Origin of the sequence: Xanthomonas sp. LMC-A-07 (genome assembly GCF_030208825.1) — a bacterium.
Lineage (GTDB): Bacteria > Pseudomonadota > Gammaproteobacteria > Xanthomonadales > Xanthomonadaceae > Xanthomonas > Xanthomonas campestris.
In genome coordinates, this window is sequence record NZ_JARVTF010000005.1 from 482,489 (window position 1) to 502,570 (window position 20,082).

General features: G+C 68.8%; 14 protein-coding genes. 10 read left to right on the plus strand and 4 right to left on the minus strand.

Annotation, left to right across the window (positions count from 1 at the left end):
• Window positions 1-311: 311 nt before the first annotated feature.
• The 3 genes from recB to QRM89_RS05135 form a co-directional block, all read right to left on the minus strand.
• Window positions 312-4,292 carry an exodeoxyribonuclease V subunit beta gene (recB, locus tag QRM89_RS05125; RefSeq protein WP_285447436.1) on the minus strand — a complete coding sequence of 1,327 codons (3,981 nt, stop codon included), beginning with the start codon at window positions 4,290-4,292 and terminating at the stop codon, window positions 312-314.
• Window positions 4,289-7,693: an exodeoxyribonuclease V subunit gamma gene (gene recC / locus QRM89_RS05130; RefSeq protein ID WP_285447437.1), complete on the minus strand. Its 3,405-nt coding sequence runs from the start codon at window positions 7,691-7,693 to the stop codon at window positions 4,289-4,291. Before recC ends, recB begins: the two co-directional genes overlap by 4 nt.
• 298 nt (window positions 7,694-7,991) lie before the next feature.
• Window positions 7,992-12,611 carry a putative Ig domain-containing protein gene (locus QRM89_RS05135; protein ID WP_285447438.1) on the minus strand — a complete coding sequence of 1,540 codons (4,620 nt, stop codon included), beginning with the start codon at window positions 12,609-12,611 and terminating at the stop codon, window positions 7,992-7,994.
• Window positions 12,612-12,927: 316 nt separating this feature from the next.
• Here QRM89_RS05135 and QRM89_RS05140 point away from each other — a divergent pair, with 316 nt between their 5' ends.
• From QRM89_RS05140 to QRM89_RS05155, 4 genes are all read left to right on the plus strand, one after another.
• Window positions 12,928-13,473, plus strand: coding sequence for a tail fiber protein (locus QRM89_RS05140; protein ID WP_014509642.1), 546 nt, complete (start codon window positions 12,928-12,930; stop codon window positions 13,471-13,473).
• A gap of 74 nt (window positions 13,474-13,547) precedes the next feature.
• Window positions 13,548-14,075: a tail fiber protein gene (locus tag QRM89_RS05145; protein WP_012439714.1), complete on the plus strand. Its 528-nt coding sequence runs from the start codon at window positions 13,548-13,550 to the stop codon at window positions 14,073-14,075.
• Window positions 14,076-14,135: 60 nt separating this feature from the next.
• Window positions 14,136-14,675 carry a tail fiber protein gene (locus QRM89_RS05150; RefSeq protein WP_285447439.1) on the plus strand — a complete coding sequence of 180 codons (540 nt, stop codon included), beginning with the start codon at window positions 14,136-14,138 and terminating at the stop codon, window positions 14,673-14,675.
• 64 nt (window positions 14,676-14,739) lie between these two features.
• Window positions 14,740-15,252: a GNAT family N-acetyltransferase gene (locus QRM89_RS05155; RefSeq protein ID WP_285447440.1), complete on the plus strand. Its 513-nt coding sequence runs from the start codon at window positions 14,740-14,742 to the stop codon at window positions 15,250-15,252.
• Here QRM89_RS05155 and QRM89_RS05160 read toward each other — a convergent pair.
• On the minus strand, window positions 15,245-15,532 hold the full coding sequence (locus QRM89_RS05160; RefSeq protein WP_040942156.1) for a hypothetical protein: 288 nt from the start codon (window positions 15,530-15,532) through the stop codon (window positions 15,245-15,247). The genes QRM89_RS05155 and QRM89_RS05160 overlap by 8 nt on opposite strands.
• Window positions 15,533-15,771: 239 nt before the next feature.
• Between QRM89_RS05160 and QRM89_RS05165 the strand changes: the two genes are divergently transcribed.
• The 6 genes from QRM89_RS05165 to QRM89_RS05190 all read left to right on the plus strand — a co-directional run bounded on the left by QRM89_RS05165 (window position 15,772) and on the right by QRM89_RS05190 (window position 19,978).
• Complete coding sequence (locus QRM89_RS05165; protein WP_285447441.1) at window positions 15,772-16,566, plus strand: ABC transporter ATP-binding protein; 795 nt, start codon at window positions 15,772-15,774, stop codon at window positions 16,564-16,566.
• Entirely contained in the window at window positions 16,566-17,315 is a 750-nt protein-coding gene (locus tag QRM89_RS05170) for an MlaE family lipid ABC transporter permease subunit (protein ID WP_014509647.1), read from the plus strand. Before QRM89_RS05165 ends, QRM89_RS05170 begins: the two co-directional genes overlap by 1 nt.
• Before the next feature lie 108 nt (window positions 17,316-17,423).
• Window positions 17,424-17,966, plus strand: a complete 543-nt coding sequence (mlaD, locus tag QRM89_RS05175) for an outer membrane lipid asymmetry maintenance protein MlaD (RefSeq protein WP_014509648.1) — start codon at window positions 17,424-17,426, stop codon at window positions 17,964-17,966.
• Window positions 17,963-18,628, plus strand: a complete 666-nt coding sequence (locus QRM89_RS05180; protein ID WP_070694076.1) for an ABC transporter substrate-binding protein — start codon at window positions 17,963-17,965, stop codon at window positions 18,626-18,628. Before mlaD ends, QRM89_RS05180 begins: the two co-directional genes overlap by 4 nt.
• Window positions 18,618-18,911 carry an STAS domain-containing protein gene (locus QRM89_RS05185; RefSeq protein ID WP_012439719.1) on the plus strand — a complete coding sequence of 98 codons (294 nt, stop codon included), beginning with the start codon at window positions 18,618-18,620 and terminating at the stop codon, window positions 18,909-18,911. The genes QRM89_RS05180 and QRM89_RS05185 overlap by 11 nt, the downstream gene beginning before the upstream one ends.
• Before the next feature lie 11 nt (window positions 18,912-18,922).
• On the plus strand, window positions 18,923-19,978 hold the full coding sequence (locus tag QRM89_RS05190) for a VacJ family lipoprotein (protein ID WP_285447442.1): 1,056 nt from the start codon (window positions 18,923-18,925) through the stop codon (window positions 19,976-19,978).
• Window positions 19,979-20,082: the final 104 nt, after the last annotated feature.

Here is a 20,082-nt window from a genome sequence, read left to right on the forward strand (position 1 = left end):
CGCCCCTGCCCGCGCATGGCCGCGTGTGCGCTCCGAGGCAAGCCCACCATGGCGCGTACGCGGTGCCCGCTCGCCCAGGGGGGAGAGGGAATTCGATGCGGCGCTGGAGAGGAATGACGCCTGGTTGATCATGGTGCTGTCCTTCCCAAGACCTGACGGGCGCTCGCCCCAGCCGCCGTTCCGCGCCCCTGCCCGCACGTGACCGCGTGTGCGCTCCGAGGCAAGCCCGCCATGGCGCGTACGCGGTGCATGCTCGCCCAGGGGGGAGAGGGAATTCGATGCGGCGCTGGAGAGGAATGAAACCTGGTTGATCATGGTGCGGTCCTTCCCGGCGCGGGCGCGCCCTCGCCGCGCTGCGTCTCCCGGTTGGCCAGAGGCGCTGATGCGTCCGAAGCCTCTGGCGTGCCGGCGAACAGGGCATCCAGGGCGGTGACCAGGGCGGGGTCGAAGCGCCAGGCGTGGATGCCGGGCGCAGGCTGGCCGTCGGCGGCCGGGCGGGCGGCGTCCAGGCCGCGGCAGAACAGGTAGCGCACGCCGCCGAAGTCGCGGGCGTAGTCGTAGCTGGCACCCAGGCGGAAGCGCAGCCAGCGGTGCAAGGCGATGGTGTAGATCAGCGCTTGCAGTTCGTACTCGCTGTGCGCCATGGCGCGCGCCAGGGCGTCGGGGGCGTAGGCCGGCAGGCGGTTGGATTTGTAGTCGAGCACGTACCAGCGCCCGTCCGCGCAGTAGGTGAGGTCGATCAGGCCGGTCATCAGGCCTTCCAGGCGCTGGCGCGCGCCGAAGGCCTGGCGCTCGGTGACCACGCCAAAGCGGTGCAGCAACGCCAGCAGGGAGTCCACGCGGGTGGGCCGCATGGCGAAGTGGAATTCCATCTCGTTGCGGCGCTGCGGCTCGGGCACCGCGGCCAGGCAGGTGCCCTCGGGCAGGGTCACGGTGAGGGTGTGGCCGACCAGGCGGGTAAGCATGGCCAGGCCGTCGTCCAGTTCGTCCTGGGCGTAGCCGCCGCGTTGCAGCGCTTCGAGAATGGCCGCGGCCTGGCCCTCGGGCGCGGGTTGGCCGGGGCGCCAGTTGCGCCAGGCGGCGAAGTCGCAGCGCTCGAACACATCGTGCATGGCCACGCCGAAGCGGTTGCCGGCAAAGCGGGGGTCGAACGCCTCCACTTCGGCGGGCGCGCTCACCGGCTCGCTGGCCGGCGGCTCGTCGCTGCCGCCGCTGCTGGCGAGCGTGGCGCTGGCCATCGGGTCGCTACCGGCGTCGGCATTGGCCAGCTGGGTGAAGCTGTAGACCCACCAGTCCGGCACCACGTGGCGCTGCGCCACGCGCGCGGCGGGCACCTGCACCGCGTCGTCGGCGGGCAGGCGCGGCAGCGTGGCCGGCGGCGCGGTGTCGTCGAGGGCGATCACCCCTGCACCGGCGCTGGCCTGCAGTGCGGCCGGGTCGCGCAGCATCGGCGCCAGCGCGGTGCGCTCGTGCTGGTGGAAAGCACCGGTGGCGATCCACAGCGCGTGCTCGGCGCGGGTCAGGCCGACGTAGAGCAGGCGTGCGTCTTCGGCGCGCTGTTCGTGCTTCCACGCCGTCTCGGCGGTGCTCCAGCTGGCGGTGTCGTCGGCGCTCCACTTGGAGGTGTTCCAGTGCAGCTGGCGGCCATGCGGCGGCGCGTGCACCACGCAATGGCGGCCAGGGCTTTTATCGGCGCGGCCGATGCCGATGTACGGCAGGAACACCAAGGGGTATTCCAGGCCCTTGCTCTTGTGCAGGGTGACGATCTGCACGCGGCGCGCGTCCGATTCCAGCCGCAGCTGCTGGGTTTCGTCGTTGTCGTCGGCATTGGCGATGCGGCGCGCCAGCCAGTCGACCAGGCCGTGCGGGCCGAGCGCGCGGGTGTCGGCTTCCTGCAGCAGCTCGGCCAGTTGCAGGTAGTTGGTGAGGCGGCGTTCGCCATCGACCAGGGCCAGCAGGCGTTGCCCATGCGTGGCACCCAGATCGCCGACCAGGGCCAACGGGCCGCCGCGCTGCCAGCGTTCGCGCCAGTCCAGCGCCTGCTGCTGCCAGCGGCGATGACGCTCGCCGTCGTGTTCGAGGGCGGCAATGGCGGCGGCGTCTTCGCCGATCAGCACGGTGGCCAGCGCGGCACGCAGGCGGCTGTCGTCGCCCGGGTCGAGCAAGGCCTGCAGCAAGGCGAGCAGTTCCAGTGCTTCGTCGGTGGCGAACAGGCTCTGCTTGCCGGCGGCCACCGCAGGAATGCCCACCGCGCCCAGCGCTTGCTGGATGCGCGTGGCCTCGCCGTGGCTGCGCACCAGCACCGCGATGTCGCCGGCCTGCACCGGGCGGCCATTGACGCTGGCGCTACCGTCGCGGCCACCGGCCAGCCAATCGCGGATGGCCGCCACACAGGCAGCGGTGCACAGCTCGCGCGCGCGGCCGGCGCTCCAGGGTTTGGGTTTGCCTTTTGCCGGCGGCGGCGGCGCAGGCGCGCGCCACAGCGTCAGTGCCGGGGCGGCGGCGCCATCGCGCTGCAGATCGGCGTCGCTGCGTTTGGTGCCCGGCTGCACCGGATGAAACGCGATGCCCTCGGTGAGGAAGGCCTCGGCATAGCCGGCCTGCGCGTACAGCGCGTCGATCGCCGCCAGCACGCCGGGACGCGAGCGGAAGTTGTGCTCCAGCGGCGGCGCGCGTTGTGCGGTGGTGGCCGCGGCCAGATAGGTCTGCACGTCGCCACCGCGGAAGCCGTAGATGGCCTGCTTGGGGTCGCCGATCAAGGCGAGCAGGCGCGGCGGCGGGGCGCCGGCAGCGTTGTCGAAATCCGCATCATCGTCTGACGCGAATGCCTCGCCGGAGGCAGCGTGCTCAGGCCCGAACACACGCGAGAAGATCTGCCACTGGCGGTCGTCGGTGTCCTGAAATTCGTCCACCAGCGCAATGGCGTATTGCGCGCGCAGCCGCTGCACCAGCGCCTCGGCCTGCGGGCCCTGCAATGCGCAGGCGACGCCATCGACCAGGTCGTCGTAGGTCTGCACGCGGCGCTGGCGCTTGCGCTGCGCCAGCTGCAGCACGGCATCGTCGCGCAATGCATGCAGCAGGCGGATGCGGCGCTGCCCTTCCCACTGGCGCACCACTGCATCGGCCTGTTGCCACACGGCGAGCGCGTCGAACAGCGGCGAGCACGGCACGCGGTCGTGCGCGCCGTCCTTGCAGAATTCGCGCAGCCGCTGCGGCAGCAATTTGTCCAGATGGCCGCCGTCGTCCAGCACCCAATGCGCCTCGGCACTGCCCTGCCACAGTTGCTCGAAGGCCTTGTCGAAACTGGGGCGGCGCGCGCGGCGGCCATCGAAGATCTTGTGCTCGAACGCAGCGGCCACCGCGTCGTAGGCGGCATCGCCATGCGCACGCAATGCGGCCACCACGGCCTGCGCGGCGGCCTGGCGCGCGGGCTGCGGGTCCGGCGTTGGTGCAGCGACGGCGGGCAGCAGTTCGGGCTGCTGCACCAGCGCGCGCAGGTCGCTGGCCAGGGCGGTGGGGCCGGCCGGCCACAGCGCCACCAGATCGTCGGCCATGGCGGCATCGGCAGCGCGCTGCCGCCACAGGTCGGCGGCCACCTCGCCGAGCAGTTCGCGGTCGTTGGCCAGCAGTTGCGGTGCGGCGAAGGCCTGGCCACTTTCCAGCGCGTGTTCGCGCAGCACCCGCGCGCAGAAGCCGTGGATGGTGAAGATGGCCGCCAGGTCGATTTCTTCCACCGCCTGCTGCAGGCGGCGGCGTAGCGCGGCGGGCGTTTCGGTGCCGGTGGCCAGGTGTGCGGTGAGGATGGCGCGGGTGAGGACGGCGTCGGGTGCGTCTTGTGCGTGTGGCTGCGGGGGTGTCTGCGCTGGCGGGTGCGATGGGTGGTCGGCGGGCGCGGGCGCGGGCGGGGCCATGTTGATCGCAGACGATGGCGCATCGCTCGCCTGGGTCTGGGTGGGTTCGGTCGCGGCCAAGGCCACTCCTACACCAGCCGATGAGGCATCGTGCAGCAGCGTTGTCTGCGCTTCGGTTGCGGCCGCGCCTGCGCGGGCGTCTGGGACCAGGGTGGCGGCCAGGGCCAGGCGCTCGCGGATGCGGCGGCGCAGCTCCTGGGTGGCGGCTTCGGTAAAGGTCACCGCCAGGATCTGGCCGATGCGCAGTTGCCGCTCCACCACCAGCCGCGTGAACAGCGTGGCCAGGGTGAAGGTCTTGCCGGTGCCGGCGCTGGCCTCGATCAGGCGCACGCCGTGCAGCGGCAGGTGCAGGTACGGGTCGGTCACGGGGCTGTCGCTCATTCGGCGTCGTCCTGTGCGCCACGCCACTGGCGCCAGCTCTCGGTCACGCGCGCGGGATCCAGCGGTGCCGGCGCGCTGCCCTGTTCAAGCAGCGCGAACAGCTGATGGCTGGTGCGGGCGAAGTCGGCGAACTGCTGCGCATCCCCGAACGGGTCGCGGCCACGGGTGACCAGGCGCAGCTCCGGGCTGTGCGATTCGCTCCAGCCGAAACTCGATTGCCACTGGCCGTGCGCGTCCTTGATGGCCTTGTCCAGTTCGTCGTTGCGGGCGGCCTGGTGGTATTTCCAACTGCTGTATGGCGCGAACGCCAGCGGCGTCTGCAGGCCGTGCCGGTACAGCTGCAGCAACTCGGCCAGGGCGGCGCGTGCCTGCGTCTGCGACAGCGGCTCGGGGTCGATCGGGTGCGGGCCCAGGCTGTCGTCGTGCTCGAAGAAGCGCACGAACGGCACGCGCTCGCCGGCCGCGCGTAGCAGCAGCCATTCCAGCCCGTCGCGAATTGCGCTGCGGCCACTGAGCGCGCCCACCTGCACACGCCCTACCCCGTTCGCATACCACCCGGGCACGCGGCCGTGGACGTTGGTACCGTCGATCTCCACCTGCAGCCGGTGCGACTGCGCCGGTTCATCGCCTCGCCACTGCCGAAACACGTCGGCATACGGGCGCAGCTGACGCAGGCGCTCATCGAGCTGGCGCCGCCCCAATGGGCCCGATGGAAGCAGTGCGCGCGCGCGCAGGCGCTCGTACAGGCCATCGGCATCGCCGGCCAAGGCGGCTTCGAACACCTGCTGCTGCAAGCCGTACTGCTCCAGCCCGCGGGTGGGTGCCAGCAACGGCTCCAGATCGCTGTCTTCGCCGGCCGGGTCTGGCAAGCGCATGCCCAGGCGATGGCGCAGGAACTGCCCGGCCGGGTCGGCGAACAGGCGGCGCAGGTCGTCGATCGAGACACTGGCCGGCAATACGCTGGGGTCGGCCGGTAACGCCCCGGCCACCCACGGCGCCAGCGGCTGGCGTTGCCCGGCCAGGCTGTCCACCGCCGGCCGCCATTGCCGGCGGTAGCTGAAACGGCGCGGGTCGGCGCCGTCTTCGCCCACCGCACCAAACGCGGCGGCGGCGAACGGCTGCAACGGGTGGCGCACCACCAGCGCATCGGTCGCCTTTGGATCGGCGTGGTACTGCGCGGCGCTGCCCAGCAGCTCGCTCACCAGCACCGAGGGTTCGCGCACCGTGCCATCGCGCGCATCGGCACCGAGATAGCTGAGATAGAACACCTCCTGCGCGGAGGCGAACAACTGCAGGAACAAAAAGCGGTCGTCCTCGCGGGTGGAGCGGTCGCCATGGCGGCGGCGCTCGGTGCCCAGTTCGGCGGTGAGGCGATTGAGCCCGGCAGCCGGGTCGCGGCGCGGGAAGTCGCCATCGTTCATGCCCAGCAGGCAGATGGCGCGGAACGGCAGCAGGCGCATCGGCACCATGCGGCCGAAGCTGATGCCACCGGTGAGCAGCGGCGCGCGCGTGTCCGACTCGCCCAGCACCGCGGCAAAGTGCGCACGCACCACCTCGGCTGGCACTTTGCCGGCGTACTCGGCGCGCACCGCGTCGCGGGCGAACTGGTCGATCAAGGTACGCAGCCGCTCCAGCGCGCGCTGCGCCCGCGGCGCCGAGGGGGCGGCCGGGATCAGCGCCTCCAGCAGGCCGAGCAGGCATTCGCGCCACTGCACCGGCGTCATCGCCTCGGCCAGCGCGGCCTGGTGGCGATCGAGCACGCGCAGCAGCCGCAACAAGGTGTCCAGCGCGGCTAGCGCGCTGCCTTCCAGCTGCGGCCAGGGCGCCACGCCGTCGATGTCGTCCTCGGCACCACTGGCGTGGCCGAGCAGCAGGCGGTCCAGCGCAAAGCGCCAGGTGTAGGCATCGTCGCCGGGCGCCTGGTGCTGGCGCCGGTGCACCGCATCCAGCCCCCAGCGCGCGCCGGCGCCGTGCAGCCAGCCACGCAGGCGCTCCAGCCCGGCTTCGTCCAGCCCGGCGGCCTCGGCGATCGGTGCACTCGCCAGCAGGTCCAGGATCTCGTGCAGGCCAAAGCGCGAAATCGGCAGGCCCAGCAAGGTGAGGAACACATCGGCCAACGGCTCGCTGGCCAGCGGGCTGGCGTCGGCCAGTGCGTACGGCAGCCCGTCATCGCTGCCATGGCCGCCGAACACCGCGTCCAGATACGGCACGTACGGGTCGATGTCCGGCGACAGCACGGCGATCTCGCGCGGCTGCAGCGGCGGGTCGAAGCGCGCATCGTCCAGCAAGGCGCGCAGTTGATCATGCAGCACCTGCAGCTCGCGCAATCGCGTGTGGCAGGCGTGCACCTGCAGGCTGGGGTCGTGCAGGTTCACCGCCGGCAACACGGGCGGCACGGCCGGGGCGTGGCGATGGAACAGGTCGCTCTGCATGCGCCGCAGCAGGCTGTCGCCCAGGCCACCCTCGGCCAGCGTGCGGCGGCCGGCGTCCAGCGGGTCGGCGTAGGCGGCGATCTCGGCCAGCGGGTGCACCACTTCGTAATCGCCGACCAATGCCATGAAATCGCGCCCGGCCGCGCCCCAGGCCTGCAGCAACGGGTTTTCCTGCACCTGCTCGGCGAACAACGCCACCGCCCCGCCCTCGCGGCGGCGCTGCCACAGTGTCTGCAAATCGCCCCAATAGCCTTGCGTGGGCGTGGGCAGATAGAAATGCAGCGTGCCCACCCGCGCCTGCGTGGCCAGCACGCGCAGCACGTCCGGGGACACATTGAGGATGGCGAAGGCGAACAACCGCTTCGGCAAACCCTGCGGCAGCGGGCCGTCCGGGCGCGCATAACGGTCCAGATACTGGCCGATGCGGCGCGCACGGTATTGCCGCCCGCCGGCGATGCTGCGCCACAGCCGCGCCTGCGGGTCGTCCGCGTCGGCACCGCTTTCCCAGCGCAGCAACCAGTCGCGCCGCCAGGCCTGGTATTTCTCGAACACGCTGCCCAGCTCGCCGGCCAGCGCCCACGGCTTGAGCGCGTCGCCATCGGCCAGATACCCGGCCAGCGGCGCCAACGCCGCGTCGCTGCCCAGCTCGCCTTGCAGGGTCTGGTATAGGCGCCACTGCGTGGTGGCCATGTCCAGGTCGTCGTCGGCCGGGCCGAGATTGCGCTCCAGCGCGCGCGCGACGAATTCGCCGGGCGTGAGGAATTCCAGATTCGCCGCCACCCCGTGCTCGGCCGCCAGCGTGGACTGCAGCCAGCGCCGCATCGCCACCTGCGGAATCAGCACCACCTCCGGCTGCAACACCGGTTGCTCGGGCACCGGCCGGCGCAGTTCTTCGGCGAGCAAGGCGGCCAGGGTATCCAGCGCATTGGACGGGTACAGACGGAAATCGGGCGCGGACGTGGCATGCATGCGTGGGCGCATTGTGCCGGATGCAGGCGAGATGCGCAGTCTGGGTGAGGCGTATGCGTGCATTGCGCACTGCACGCTGCAGAGCGGCGCTGCGCGTTGCCTGGTGCGATCGCTGCATCGCCACTGCAATGACCGCTGTCATGCCCTCTCTATGGACCTGCAGCGCTGCACCGCTACTCCCGGCGAAGCGCACACCCACTCGCCGGCTGCACGCTCCTAAGCGACGCACCCGACAAACGCGAAGGGCCGTACATCTGCACGGCCCCTCGCATTGCTCACTGCCTGTCGACAGACGCGATCAGTATTTCTTTTCCAGGTTGATCATCCAGGTCTGATCGTTGCCGCTGTCGCCGTCGGTTATGCCGCGGTATTCCAGCCGCGTCGACAGGCCTTGTTCGGTCAGCAGGGCCGCACCGATACCGACCATCAGGCGGTTGCGATCGAACGCGTTCTGACCGGTGCGATACACCGGGCCACCGATGATGTCGGCATAGCCCAGCGTTGCGTCGCCGCGGCCCTGGAAGTCGCGCTGGTATTCCACGCGGACCTGCGGGGTCAGGCGTCCCCAGGCCACATCGCGGCGCCATTCCAGGCGCAGGCCCAGGTTGCCGGTGGTGGTGGCCACATCCATGTCGTCATAGCGCAGCGCGAACGGCGCGATGCCATCTTCGACGTACCCATCCAGGGTTGCCCGCGCCACATCCACCCGCGCATACGGGGTGATCTGCAGATTGCCGCGTTGCAGGTCTGCACCGCTGGACAGCGAGGCGATCCACTGCTTGCCGTCGCGGCTGCCTTCGGCCATCGAAGCGTCGTCGGTGACGAAACGACGCAGGTCGTAGGACAGCAGCTGATAGCCCACCAGGGTGTCGAAGAAAAACGCCTTGCCCGGGTGGAAGCTGGCATACAGCGCCATGGTGTAGGCGGTGGCCTTGGAGTGGCTGCCGTTCCTGCCTACATCGCTGTCGTCGCGGCCCCAACCCAGGCCCGCACCCACCGCAAGCGACGGTGCCAGCCGGTAGTCCGCACCCACGCTCAAGCCATCGGTCTGGAAATCCACGCCGTTGGTGTTGGCCTGCCTGTCCAGGCTGCCGGAGCGGATCGCACCGCCCACCCACAGGCCCAGGTCGCCCTGGCCCTGCGCACCGCCGGTGCCGCCGCTCGCCATCGCCGGCGCATCGCGGAACTCGTTGTCGGCATCCTGGGTGTCCGGGCTGCACGGCTGCGCGCTGATGCCGCGATCGGCCTGGCGGCAATGCGAGGTCGGCTGGAAGGTCACTGCATTGCTCAGCGTGCTGCCGCCACGGTGGGTGGCTTCCAGACGGCGCTGGAAGTTGTCGATCTGCGCCTTAGCGAAGCGCCGCGTCGACTCGGACTGCGCATCGATCAGGCCACGCACTTCCGCATCCACACTCGGGTCGCGCCGCGGCGCCACGGTGAAGATCACGCTTGCCGCCGCCGAGGTGGCGAACGCGTTGGACAAGGTGAACTGCACGGTGGCCTGACCGACGAAGGCCGGGTTCGCCACGAAGGTCAGCATGAAGCTGGGTGAAGAAGCCTGCGCAGTGGCCGCAGGCGCAAAGCCGGAAGTGCGCGCCGCTGCCGCCGCTGCACCCACCTGGGTGATGGTGGCGGTCCCGGCCGAGGCCGGCAGCACTGCGACCACCGCGGCGGCCACGAACGGCCCGCCGGTGGCATTACGGGTCAGATCGACCTGCGACGCCGCACCCGGCACCGCCTCGGCGGTGACCGACACGGCGATCGGGCGCGCATTGACGGCGATGGTCACCGTTGCTGCGGCCGAGGTTCCACCGCTGCCGGTGACCGTGTAGCTGACCACATCGGTGCCGACAAACCCGGCCGCCGGCGTGTACACCAGCTCTAGCCCATTGACCACGGCGGTGCCGTTGGTCGGCGCGGTCGCAATGGCGATCGCAGTGATGTTGCCGGTGTCGTTGGCGGTCACCGGCACCGTCACCGCCGCATCGCTCATGGTGGCCGCGGTATCGGCCACGGCAACCGGGGCCGCCGTGCTCACCATGAAGGTATACGCCTGCGTCGCAGTAGCGTTGCCGGCATCGGCCACCGCGATGGTGAAGGACGTGCTGCCCTCGGCGGTGGGCGTGCCTGACAACACGCCGTTGCTGGCCAGCGTCAGTCCGGCCGGCAAGGTGCCGCTGGCAAGGCTGTAGGTATACGGCGCAACACCACCGGTGGCAGTCAACACCTGGCTGTACGGCGTACCGCGCACCGCTGGCGGCAGCGTGGGTTGACCCGGCACCAACGTGGCGCCGGCAATGCTCAGCGTGTAGCTCTGGCTCGCCTGCGCGGCCGGGCTGGGCGTGCTGTCGGTGACGGTCAGGGTGAAGTTGAACGTGCCAGACACCGTTGGCGTACCGCTGAGCGTGCCGGTCGCAGCGTCCAGCACCACACCGCTCGGCAATGCGCCCGCGGTCAGTGCATAGCTGTAAGGCGCGGTGCCGCCGGTGGCAGGAGCAATCGTCGCCGCGTAGGCCTGCCCCGCCGTACCTGCCGGCAAGCTGCTCGCCGGCAACGCCAGGTTCGGGCCGGCCACCGTCACTGCATAGGCCTGCGAAGCGGTGAAGGTGTTTGCATCGGTCGCAGTCACGGTGAAGTTGAAGCTGCCTTCCACCGTCGCGGTGCCGGACAGCGTGCCGTTGCTGGCCAGGGTGAGGCCAGCCGGCACGTTGCCCGCGCTGACGGCATACGTGTATGGCGCGGTGCCGCCGCTGGCGCTGAGCGTCTGGCTGTAGGCCGTGCCGCGCGTGGCCGCCGGCAGCGCAGTGGGCGCGACCACGATGACAGGTGCTGCGATGGTCAGCGTGTAGCTGCGGCTGGCCTGCGCCGCCGGGCTGGGCGTGCTGTCGGACACGGTCAGGGTGAAGTTGAACGTGCCCGCCACGGTCGGCGTGCCGCTGAGTCCACCGGTCGCCACGTCCACGACCACACCCGTCGGCAACGCACCGGCGGTCAGTGCATAGCTGTAAGGCGCGGTGCCGCCCGTGGCGGGCGTGATCGACGCGGAGTACGCCTGCCCGGCGGTACCTGCCGGCAAGCTGCTTGCCGGCAACACCAGGTTCGGGCCAGCCACGGTCAGGCTGTAGGCCTGATTGGCGGTGAAGCTCCCCGCATCGGTGGCGGTCACGGTGAAGTTGAAGCTGCCTTCCACCGTTGCGGTACCCGACAGCGTGCCGTTGCTGGCCAGGGTGAGGCCGGCCGGCAATGCGCCACTGGCGAGTGCGTAGGTGTACGGCGCGGTGCCGCCACTGGCGCTCAGCGTCTGGCTGTAGGCAGTGCCACGCGTGGCTGCCGGCAGCGTGGACGGCGCAACCACAATCGGCGGCGCGGCGATGTTCAAGGTGTAACCGCGTGTGCCCTGCGAGGGCGTGCCGCTGGTGCTGTCGGTGGCAGTCACGCTGAAGGCAAAGCTGCCCACGCTGCCGGGGGTGCCGGTCAAGGCGCCGCTGCTGCCATTGAGCGTGATGCCCGCCGGCAGGGCGCCGGCAGTGACGGCGTAGGTATACGGCGGAATGCCGCCGGTCGCTGGGTTGAGCGCCCCCGAATAGGCCTGGCCTGCAGTGCCGGCCGGCAAGCTGGCCGCCGGCAAGGTCACCGTCGCGCCGGCCACGGTCAACGTGTAGGCACGGTTGCCGCTGGTGGGACTGCCGCCGCTATCGGTAGCGGTGGCGGTGAAGTTGAAGCTGCCGGTGGCCGTGGGCGTGCCGGACAGCACGCCGGCAGCGCTCAGGGTCAGCCCGGCCGGCAACGCACCGGCAGTGACGGCGAAGCTGTACGGCGCGGTGCCGCCGCTGGCGCTCAGGTTCTGGCTGTAGGCGCTGCCCGCGGTCGCCGCCGGCAGCGATGCCGGCCCGACCGTCACCACCACGTCGTCGTTGAGGATGGTGCCGGTGCCGGTGGCGCGGGCGATGGACGCGTTGCTGACGCCGGACAGGGCGACACTGAAGGTCTCGTTCGGCTCGACCGCGGTATCGCCGTTAACGGTGATGGCCACGCCTTGCGCGGTGGTGCCGGGCGCGAACGTCATGGTGCCGGAACGCGCGACATAGTCGCTGCCGGCGGTGGCAGTACCGTCGGCGCTGGCGTAATTGACCGACACGGTCTGGCCGCTGGCCGCGCTCAGGGTCACCGTGAAGGTGGCCGTGGTGGTGCCGCTGTTGCCTTCGTTGACGCTGACGTCGTCGATCGACAGCGAAGGCAGCGCATCGTCGTTGACGATGGTGCCCTGGCCTTGGGCGTCGCTGACCCCGGCGCCGCTGACGTTGCTGACGTTGACGAAGAAGGTCTCGTTGGGTTCGCTGAGCGTGTCGCCGTTGACCAGCACGGTGAAAGTCGCGCTGCTACTACCAGCGGGGATGGTCTGCCCGGTGAGGCTGGAGGCGACGTAGTCCACGCCTGCGGTGGCGGAGCCATCGGCGGTGGCGATATCGAAGCTGACGCCGCCGGCACCGGCCGGCTGGCTGAGCGAGACGGTGAAGGTGGCATTGCTCGTGCCGGCATTGCCTTCATTCACCGAGACGTCGTTGATCGACAGCGTCGGCTGGCTCGGGGTGATGGTGATGTTGACAGTGATGATGTCGCCCCGGCCATCTTCTAGCGGGAACGTGTCGCTGGTGGCGCTGTCACCGTTGTGGGTGTAGGTGACGATCTGCGTGCCCTGCGCGCCACTCGGATTGGGGACCACGATCGTGCCGTGCGCAGGTTGCACACCGTTCCAGCCAACGCCGATATCGTCTACGCCCGTGCCATCGCAGGTCGTTACGTCGATCTGTACCGAACCGCCCTGCACCACAGTGGCGTTCAAGGTCGGGCAGTAGGTCGAGGCTTGCGCCATCGCCCAGCCTGGTGCCAAGAGCGTCATGGCGAACAGGACAAACATCACGACCAAACGTGCGCGGCCGCCGGTGGCGTCCGCTAGAAACCTACGCTGCTTGTTCACTGTCCACACCCCTGGAGCGCGCCATCCCCGGCGCCGGCAACGATCCTCGTGCCTGAAGGCAACGCCGCCCTAGAGATTTTCTCCTTCGGCATTGCGAGCGTATTTGAACAGGAACTGACTGACGAATAAACAATGAAAACTTAATACTTCATTCCAGTTCCAGATATTCCAGGCTTGCTCAATCAGAACTGGACAAGTATCTGTACGAATAACCCCGACACGCGGTCGGTGTTGCACTTACGGGAAGGAAATCCGCATGAGCGAGTTTTTCATGGGTCAGATCATGATGACCGGCTTCGTTTTCGCGCCAAAATATTTCGCGCAGTGCAATGGGCAGTTGCTGCCGGTCAACCAGAACCAGGCGCTCTTCAGCTTGCTTGGTACGCGCTTCGGCGGCAATGGAAGTACCACCTTCGCGCTGCCGGACATGCGCGGGCGCACACCGGTCGGCTTTGCGCCATCTGCAGATCCGGCCTGGCAACCGTCGCCGCTACCGATGGGCCAGAACTCCGGCGCCGAGAACGTTTCGCTGCTGCCCGACAACCTGCCAGCGCACAACCATTTGCTGGAGGGTTCCAGCGCTGCGGGCAACAACCGTAGTCCCAGCGGCCGCTCTTTCGGCACCAATGCCAGCACGACCGGTCCGGCCACCGCGCTGTATGCGGCGCCGGGCCCCCTGGTGGCAATGAATCCAGCAACCGTGGCTCAGGCCGGTGGCAGCCAGCCGCATCCGAACCTGCAGCCGTACACCACGCTCAATTTCTGCATCGCGCTGTCCGGCATCTTTCCCTCGCGCAGCTAGCGCGGGGGCTGCATTTCATAAACGCAGCGTGCCACCGCCGCGGGGCAGCGCGCCCATCGACCAGAAAGGACACCATGGCCACTCCATTCATCGGCGAGATCCGCATGTTCGGCTTCGGGCGTACTCCGCAAGGCTGGCAGGCCTGCGACGGCAGCCTGTTATCGATCTCCGACTACGAGGTGCTGTTCATGCTAATCGGCACCACCTACGGCGGCGATGGGCAGAACACCTTCGCGGTACCGGATCTGCGCGGGCGCGTGCCGCTGCATCAGGGCCAGGGCCCGGGCCTGAGCAACTACGTGATCGCCCAGACGGCTGGCACCGAGACAGTTGCACTGACCGGACTGCAGTTGCCGGCGCACACGCATACGTTGGTGGCCACAACCGCTGCCGCGACGGCCACCGCGCCGTCCGGCCTATTGCCTGGCACAGTCACCGGCGACGTGTTCTACGCGACCGACACCACCGGTGCCACGGCAGCGCCGATGGCCACGCAGTCGACCACGATCACCGGCGGTGGCCTGGCGCACGAGAACACCATGCCGACCTTGACGGTGCAGTACTGCATTTCCACTGTCGGCATTTTCCCGCAGCAGAGCTGAGCCCATTCACCGCGCCGCGCTCGGTGCGGTGCCTGCACGTTCTACAGAAGGACCTCGTTCATGACCGAACCCTATATCGGCGAAATCCAGCTGTTCGGCTTCGATTTCAATCCCGTCGGCTGGGCGTTGTGCAACGGCGCCACGCTGCCGCTGCAGCAGAACACCACGCTGTACTCGCTGCTCGGCATCGTCTATGGCGGTAACGGCACGACCACGTTTCAACTGCCGAACTTCTGTGGACGCGCCGGCTGCGAGCAGGGGCAGGGCCCGGGACTGAGCAGCCGGCAGTTGGGCAATAGCTTCGGCACGGCCGCCGTGAGCCTGTTGCCCGCGCAGATCCCGCCGCACCAGCATGGCGTCAGCGCGTTCACGCAACCGGATTCGACCAAGAAAAGCGGCACGCCCGCCAATGGCGCAGCGCTTTCAGCGCTGGGCGGCAGCACAGCACGCCCGTTCGTGACGGTGACACAACCCGACACCCAGTTCTCGCCGACGGCGCTGCTGTCAACCGGCAACGGCCTGGCCCATCAGAACCAGCAACCGTATCTGGCGGTGAATTTCTGCATTGCGTTGTCTGGCAGCTATCCACAGTTCGATTGACGCCATGCAAGGCGATGCTTCCGCGACTCCAACGAGCGTGTATCCGCAAGCAGCGTGCGAGCGCATGCCTGCACTGCTTGCGCACCGCATCGCACTGCGCGCCGAACACGACACCGATGTGCCTTGGCTACGCTATCTCTATGCCGGCACACGCAGCGACGAACTGGCGCACGTCCCCTGGCCGGAGGCGACCAAGCGCGCGTTTGTGGATCAGCAGTTCGCACTGCAACGCACGCATTATCGGCAGCATTATCCCGACGCCGATTTTCTGATCGTACAGACGCCCAACGAACGCATCGGCCGGCTGTATCTTCAACGCGCAGCCGTGCAGCACGTGCTGGTCGATATCAGTCTGTTACCGCATTGGCGCGGCAGGGGCGTGGGCACCGCATTGATCATGCATGCGCAGGCGTTGGCGCAGGCCGCAGGCTGTGGCGTGGCATTGCACGTCTTGCATGCCAATCCTGCGGCGCGCCGGCTTTATGCGCGCCTGGGCTTTCTCGCAGGCGACGCCAGCAGTACCCACCTTGCGATGCACTGGCAGCCCGCCGGGAGGGCGGCCACGCCGCTCAGTTGAAGATCGCCTGATACAAAAAGCCGTCGCGCTCGCGTGCTACCGGCACAAGAAACACCCCGACCTCGCCCAGCCGGCTGTGTCGCAGCTGATAGATCTGCTGTGGAAACAGAAACGCCGAACTGTTGCGGAACAGCAGCGAGAACGGCGCCCGGTGCACCGCCTGCGTGGTCGGCAGCGGGCGTGCCTCGACCAGCACGAAGGGAATCTCGCCGTCATTCAAGGCAGCAGAGAAGGTGTCGTTAACGCTTCCTGCGAAGTGTTCCAGGGTCAGCAAATCCATCTGCACGCTCGGGCTGGCTAAGGCGGCTCCATCATCCACGTGCAGGCATACCTCACACAACGTAGCCATGTAGGAACCCCGTGCTGCGTCACGCTCGTGAGACGGGGCGTTGCAGTTGTGGGGACGTTGGCCATCTGCCTGCGGTACAGGCGCATGCGACAATACTGCACGCACCGGTTCGGTTATGTTCAGCCGTGTGACGGTTACTCTATCGCGTTGGAATTCTGTTAAAGGCTGCAATGACGGCGTCCGAATCCCCTGTCGTGCAATTGTCCGGTGTCCGCATCGATCGCGGCGGACGCGCGATCCTGCGCGACGTGTCGCTGGATGTCCCACGCGGCAGCATCACGGCCGTGCTCGGTCCCTCCGGCAGCGGCAAGTCCACCTTGCTGGCGGCACTGACCGGCGAATTGCGCCCGGTGGCCGGCCGCGTGACCTTGTTCGGCCAGGAGATTCCGCGCGGTAGCCGGGCGCTGCTGGAGATGCGCCGCAATGTCGGCGTGCTGCTGCAGGGCAATGGCTTGTTGACCGACCTGAGCGTGGCCGACAACGTCGCGCTGCCGCTGCGCACGCATACGCGCCTGCAGGCGCCGGTGCTGCAGCGCCTGGTGCAGATGAAGCTGCACGCGGTCGGCCTGCTGGCCGCGGCCGATGCCTGGCCACGCGAGTTGTCCGGCGGCATGGCGCGGCGCGTGGCATTGGCGCGCGCCCTGGCGCTGGACCCGCCGCTGATGATCTACGACGAGCCGCTGACCGGGCTGGACCCGATCGCCTCAGGCGTGATCATGAGCCTGATCCAGCGCCTCAACGACAGCCTGGGACTGACCAGCATCATCGTCAGCCACCACGTGCATGAGACGCTGCCGATCTGCGACCAGGCCGTGGTGATCGCCAATGGCGGCATCGTGTTCGCCGGCACCCCCGAGCAGTTGCAGGACAGCACCGACCCGCTGGTGCAGCAGTTCCTGCACGGGCAGCCGGACGGCCCGATCCCGTTCGATGCGGCGCCGCGCCGCGACCGGAGTGCTGCCTGATGGCCATTGCCGAATCGATCCGTGCCTTCGGCCGCGCCGGGCTGTTCTCGCTGACCGTGCTGCGCGGCTCGATGCCCACACGCGACTTCATTGCCGAGCTGGTGCGCGAGATCTACAAGGTCGGCGCGCGCTCGCTGCCGATCATCGCCGTGGGTGGCGCCTTCGTCGGCCTGGTGCTGACGCTGCAGGGCTACCGCACGCTCACCACTTATGGCGCCTCCGATGCGCTGTCCACCTTGCTTGGCCTGTCGCTGTACCGCGAGCTGGCGCCGGTGCTCACCGCGTTGTTGTTCATCGGCCGCGCCGGCAGTTCGATCGCCGCCGAGCTGGGCCTGATGCGCGCCACCGACCAGATCAAGGCGCTGGAGCTGATGGCCATCGACCCGGTGGCCAAGGCAGTGGCGCCGCGCTTCTGGGCTGCGGTGCTGACGGTGCCGTTGTTGACCGGCGTGTTCTGCTCGCTGGCCATTACCGGCGGCTATTTTGAAGCCGTCCACGTGCTGGGCATCGACAACGGCACCTTCTGGTCGGGGCTGAGCAACAGCGTGGATTTCTGGGATGACTTCGGCGTGGCGATGCTCAAGTCGGCGATCTTCGGCGGCACTGCTGCGCTGGTGGCCGCCTACGTGGGTTTCCATGCCGAGCCCACCATCGAAGGCACCTCGATCGCCACCACGCGCGCGGTGGTCAACGCCTCGCTGCTGGTGCTGATGTTCAATTTTGTGCTGTCGGCCATGTTGTTCCGATGATCCGCCGCTCTTCTCGCACCCGCCCGCAACCTGCGGTGTGTGGACCCACCGAACCATCCGCTCCGATCCGCATCGGGGCACCTGCACCACCAGGAGTGAGATAACCCCATGGCCATGCGTGGACCACGACTCGAATTCGCCGTCGGCGCGTTTCTGCTGCTGACCCTGGCCTCGCTGCTGGTACTGGCGGTGGCCTCGACCAACCAGCGCTGGGGCTTTGGCTCCAGCCAGTACACCCTGATTGCGCGCTTCAGCCAGATCGGCCAGCTGCGCCCGCAGGCGCCGGTGAAGATCGGCGGCGTCACCATTGGCAAGGTCTCCGACATCAGCCTGGATCCGACCAAGTTCGATTCGGTGGTGACCCTGTCGCTGGACACCAAATACAAGGATCTGCCCGCCGACACCTCGGCCGGCATCTTCACCAGCGGCCTGCTGGGCGAAAGCTATATCGGGCTGCAGCCGGGCGGCGACCCGGAGACGCTCAAGCCGGGCGACGAAATCGGCTTCACCCAACCGGCGGTGGATCTGCTGCAGCTGGTCGGCAAATACATGTTCAGTGGTGGCGGCGGCAGCAGTAATGCCCCCGCTGCCAACGGCCAGGCGCCCGCGCCTGCGCAGCCCGCCTCCCCCTCTACGGAACCAACCCCATGAAGACCACCCTGCTCTCCGCTGTCCTGGCCTCGACCCTGCTGGTGTGCGCACCGGCCACGGTGCTGGCACAGCCGGCCACCGCCAGCGCGCCTGCTGCCCAGGGCGCGGCCACCAAGACCGTCATCGACAGCAGCACCCGCATCCTGTCCACGCTGGACCAGCGCCGCGCCGAATTCCGCGGCAACCCGGCTGCCCTGCGCCAGTACATCAATGGCGAATTGAACAAGGCCTTCGATCGTGATTACTCGGCCCGCCTGGTGCTGGGCGTGCACGGCCGCGGTGCCTCCGATGCGGACGTCAAGCTGTTTGCCGATGCGCTGGCCGAGAACCTGATGCAGCGCTACGGCACCGCGCTGCTGAACTTCGAAGGCAAGCCGACCTTCCGCGCCAAGTCTGAAAGCGCGCTGCCGGGCAACCGCGGCGTCAAGGTTTCCACCGACCTGCTGCGCGCCGGCAACGACCCGACCCCGGTCGACTACCTGATGCGCAACAGCGGCGGCCAGTGGAAGATCTTCGACGTGATGATCGAAGGCATCTCCTACGTGCAGACCTTCAAGACCCAGTTCGACGGCCCGCTGCGCGAAAAGGGCATCGCCAAGGTCGCGGCCGACCTGCGCAGCGGCAACCTGCAGGTGGGTGCGGCACCGGCCAATGGCCAGTAACGACCAACTGCAGCGCAACGGCGACACGCTGGCGGTAAGCGGCGTGCTCGACCGGGCCGCGGTCACGGATCTGTGGCCGCGGGCGCTCGCGCAACTCGCTGGCGCCCGCACGCTGGATCTTTCCGGTGTACAACGCCTGGACAGCGCCGGCGTGGCGATGCTGGCCGAACTGGCCGCGCGCCTGCGCAGCAATGGCAATGGCACGGTGGTGGGCAAGGCGTCCGGTCTGGACGAATTGTGCGCTGCCTACCGTTTGTCGCCCTCTCTCGATTTTCAGGCCTGAGTGCCACCCCCATGAATCAGTTCCGCTCCCTTTCCCTGTTGACCTGCCTGCTGCTGGGCGCCTGCGCGAGCCAGACGCCCAAGTCTGCCCCTCCCGCCGCCGATTCTGCTGCCAGCGCCTCCGACACCGCCGTGCGCGACGATGCCGGGGTGACCGCGCAGCCGGCCGCGGCCGGTTTCGCCGCACTCGACGCCCTGCCGGCCACTGCGGCGACTGCGCCGGCCGAGCCGGCCAGCAGCGCTGCCGACAGCGGCACGCCTGGCGCGCCGACCACGGCCGAAGATGATTTCGATGCCTTGTACGGCTCCACCACGCCGCAAGCCGGCGGCGCAGCCGCAGGCCCGGCCCTGCCAGGCGGGGCCCCGGCCTACGACCCGTGGGAGCGCTACAACCGCGGCATGCACCGCTTCAACCTGACGGTGGACCGCGGCGTGGCCCGGCCACTGGCGACCGGCTACACCAAGGTGGTGCCGCGCCCGGCGCGCCTGGGCGTGACCAACTTCTTCGACAACCTGGGTTCGCCGCTGACCATGGTCAACCAGCTGCTGCAGGGCCACCCGGTCTACGCGGTGCAGACCCTGGGCCGCTTCGTGATGAACTCCACGCTGGGCGTGGCCGGCCTGTTCGACCCGGCCAGCGCCGCCGGCATCCCGCGCCGCAGCGAAGACTTCGGCCAGACGCTGGGCGTGTGGGGCTGGCGCAACTCGCGCTACTTCGAGCTGCCGCTGTTCGGGCCACGCACGGTGCGCGACACCTTCGGCCTGGGCGGCGACATTCCGCTCTCGCCGCTGCGCCAGCTCGACGACAGCGGCGCACGCTTCGCCCTGCAGGGCCTGCAGCTGGTGGACACCCGCGCGCAGCTGATGTCTCTGGATTCGCTACGCGACCAGGCCCCGGACGAATACGCCCTGACCCGCGATGCCTGGATGCAGCGCCGCAACTACCAGATCACCCGCGACCTGCGCAGCCAGCGCAAGGAAGACGGCGAGTTGCCGGACTACCTGCGCGAAGACAAGGACAGCACGGTCCCGGTGGACGCCATGCCGATCCCGCAGTGGATTCGCTGATGGGTGGGTGAGTGGTTTGCTGGAAAATGTGAAAGCCCGGGAGCGATCCCGGGCTTTTTTGTTGCGGCGCATGCCGCCCTGCTCCGCGTGATACGTGCAGCGTT

What these genes read in the sequence shown, in the direction of transcription:
- recB (WP_285447436.1), bottom strand. Translation starts at nt 4,292, where the DNA reads ATGAGCGACAGCCCCGTGACCGACCCGTACCTGCACCTGCCGCTGCAC.
- recC (WP_285447437.1), bottom strand. Translation starts at nt 7,693, where the DNA reads ATGCATGCCACGTCCGCGCCCGATTTCCGTCTGTACCCGTCCAATGCG.
- QRM89_RS05135 (WP_285447438.1), bottom strand. Translation starts at nt 12,611, where the DNA reads ATGTTTGTCCTGTTCGCCATGACGCTCTTGGCACCAGGCTGGGCGATG.
- QRM89_RS05140 (WP_014509642.1), top strand. Translation starts at nt 12,928, where the DNA reads ATGAGCGAGTTTTTCATGGGTCAGATCATGATGACCGGCTTCGTTTTC.
- QRM89_RS05145 (WP_012439714.1), top strand. Translation starts at nt 13,548, where the DNA reads ATGGCCACTCCATTCATCGGCGAGATCCGCATGTTCGGCTTCGGGCGT.
- QRM89_RS05150 (WP_285447439.1), top strand. Translation starts at nt 14,136, where the DNA reads ATGACCGAACCCTATATCGGCGAAATCCAGCTGTTCGGCTTCGATTTC.
- QRM89_RS05155 (WP_285447440.1), top strand. Translation starts at nt 14,740, where the DNA reads ATGCCTGCACTGCTTGCGCACCGCATCGCACTGCGCGCCGAACACGAC.
- QRM89_RS05160 (WP_040942156.1), bottom strand. Translation starts at nt 15,532, where the DNA reads ATGGATTTGCTGACCCTGGAACACTTCGCAGGAAGCGTTAACGACACC.
- QRM89_RS05165 (WP_285447441.1), top strand. Translation starts at nt 15,772, where the DNA reads ATGACGGCGTCCGAATCCCCTGTCGTGCAATTGTCCGGTGTCCGCATC.
- QRM89_RS05170 (WP_014509647.1), top strand. Translation starts at nt 16,566, where the DNA reads ATGGCCATTGCCGAATCGATCCGTGCCTTCGGCCGCGCCGGGCTGTTC.
- mlaD (WP_014509648.1), top strand. Translation starts at nt 17,424, where the DNA reads ATGGCCATGCGTGGACCACGACTCGAATTCGCCGTCGGCGCGTTTCTG.
- QRM89_RS05180 (WP_070694076.1), top strand. Translation starts at nt 17,963, where the DNA reads ATGAAGACCACCCTGCTCTCCGCTGTCCTGGCCTCGACCCTGCTGGTG.
- QRM89_RS05185 (WP_012439719.1), top strand. Translation starts at nt 18,618, where the DNA reads ATGGCCAGTAACGACCAACTGCAGCGCAACGGCGACACGCTGGCGGTA.
- QRM89_RS05190 (WP_285447442.1), top strand. Translation starts at nt 18,923, where the DNA reads ATGAATCAGTTCCGCTCCCTTTCCCTGTTGACCTGCCTGCTGCTGGGC.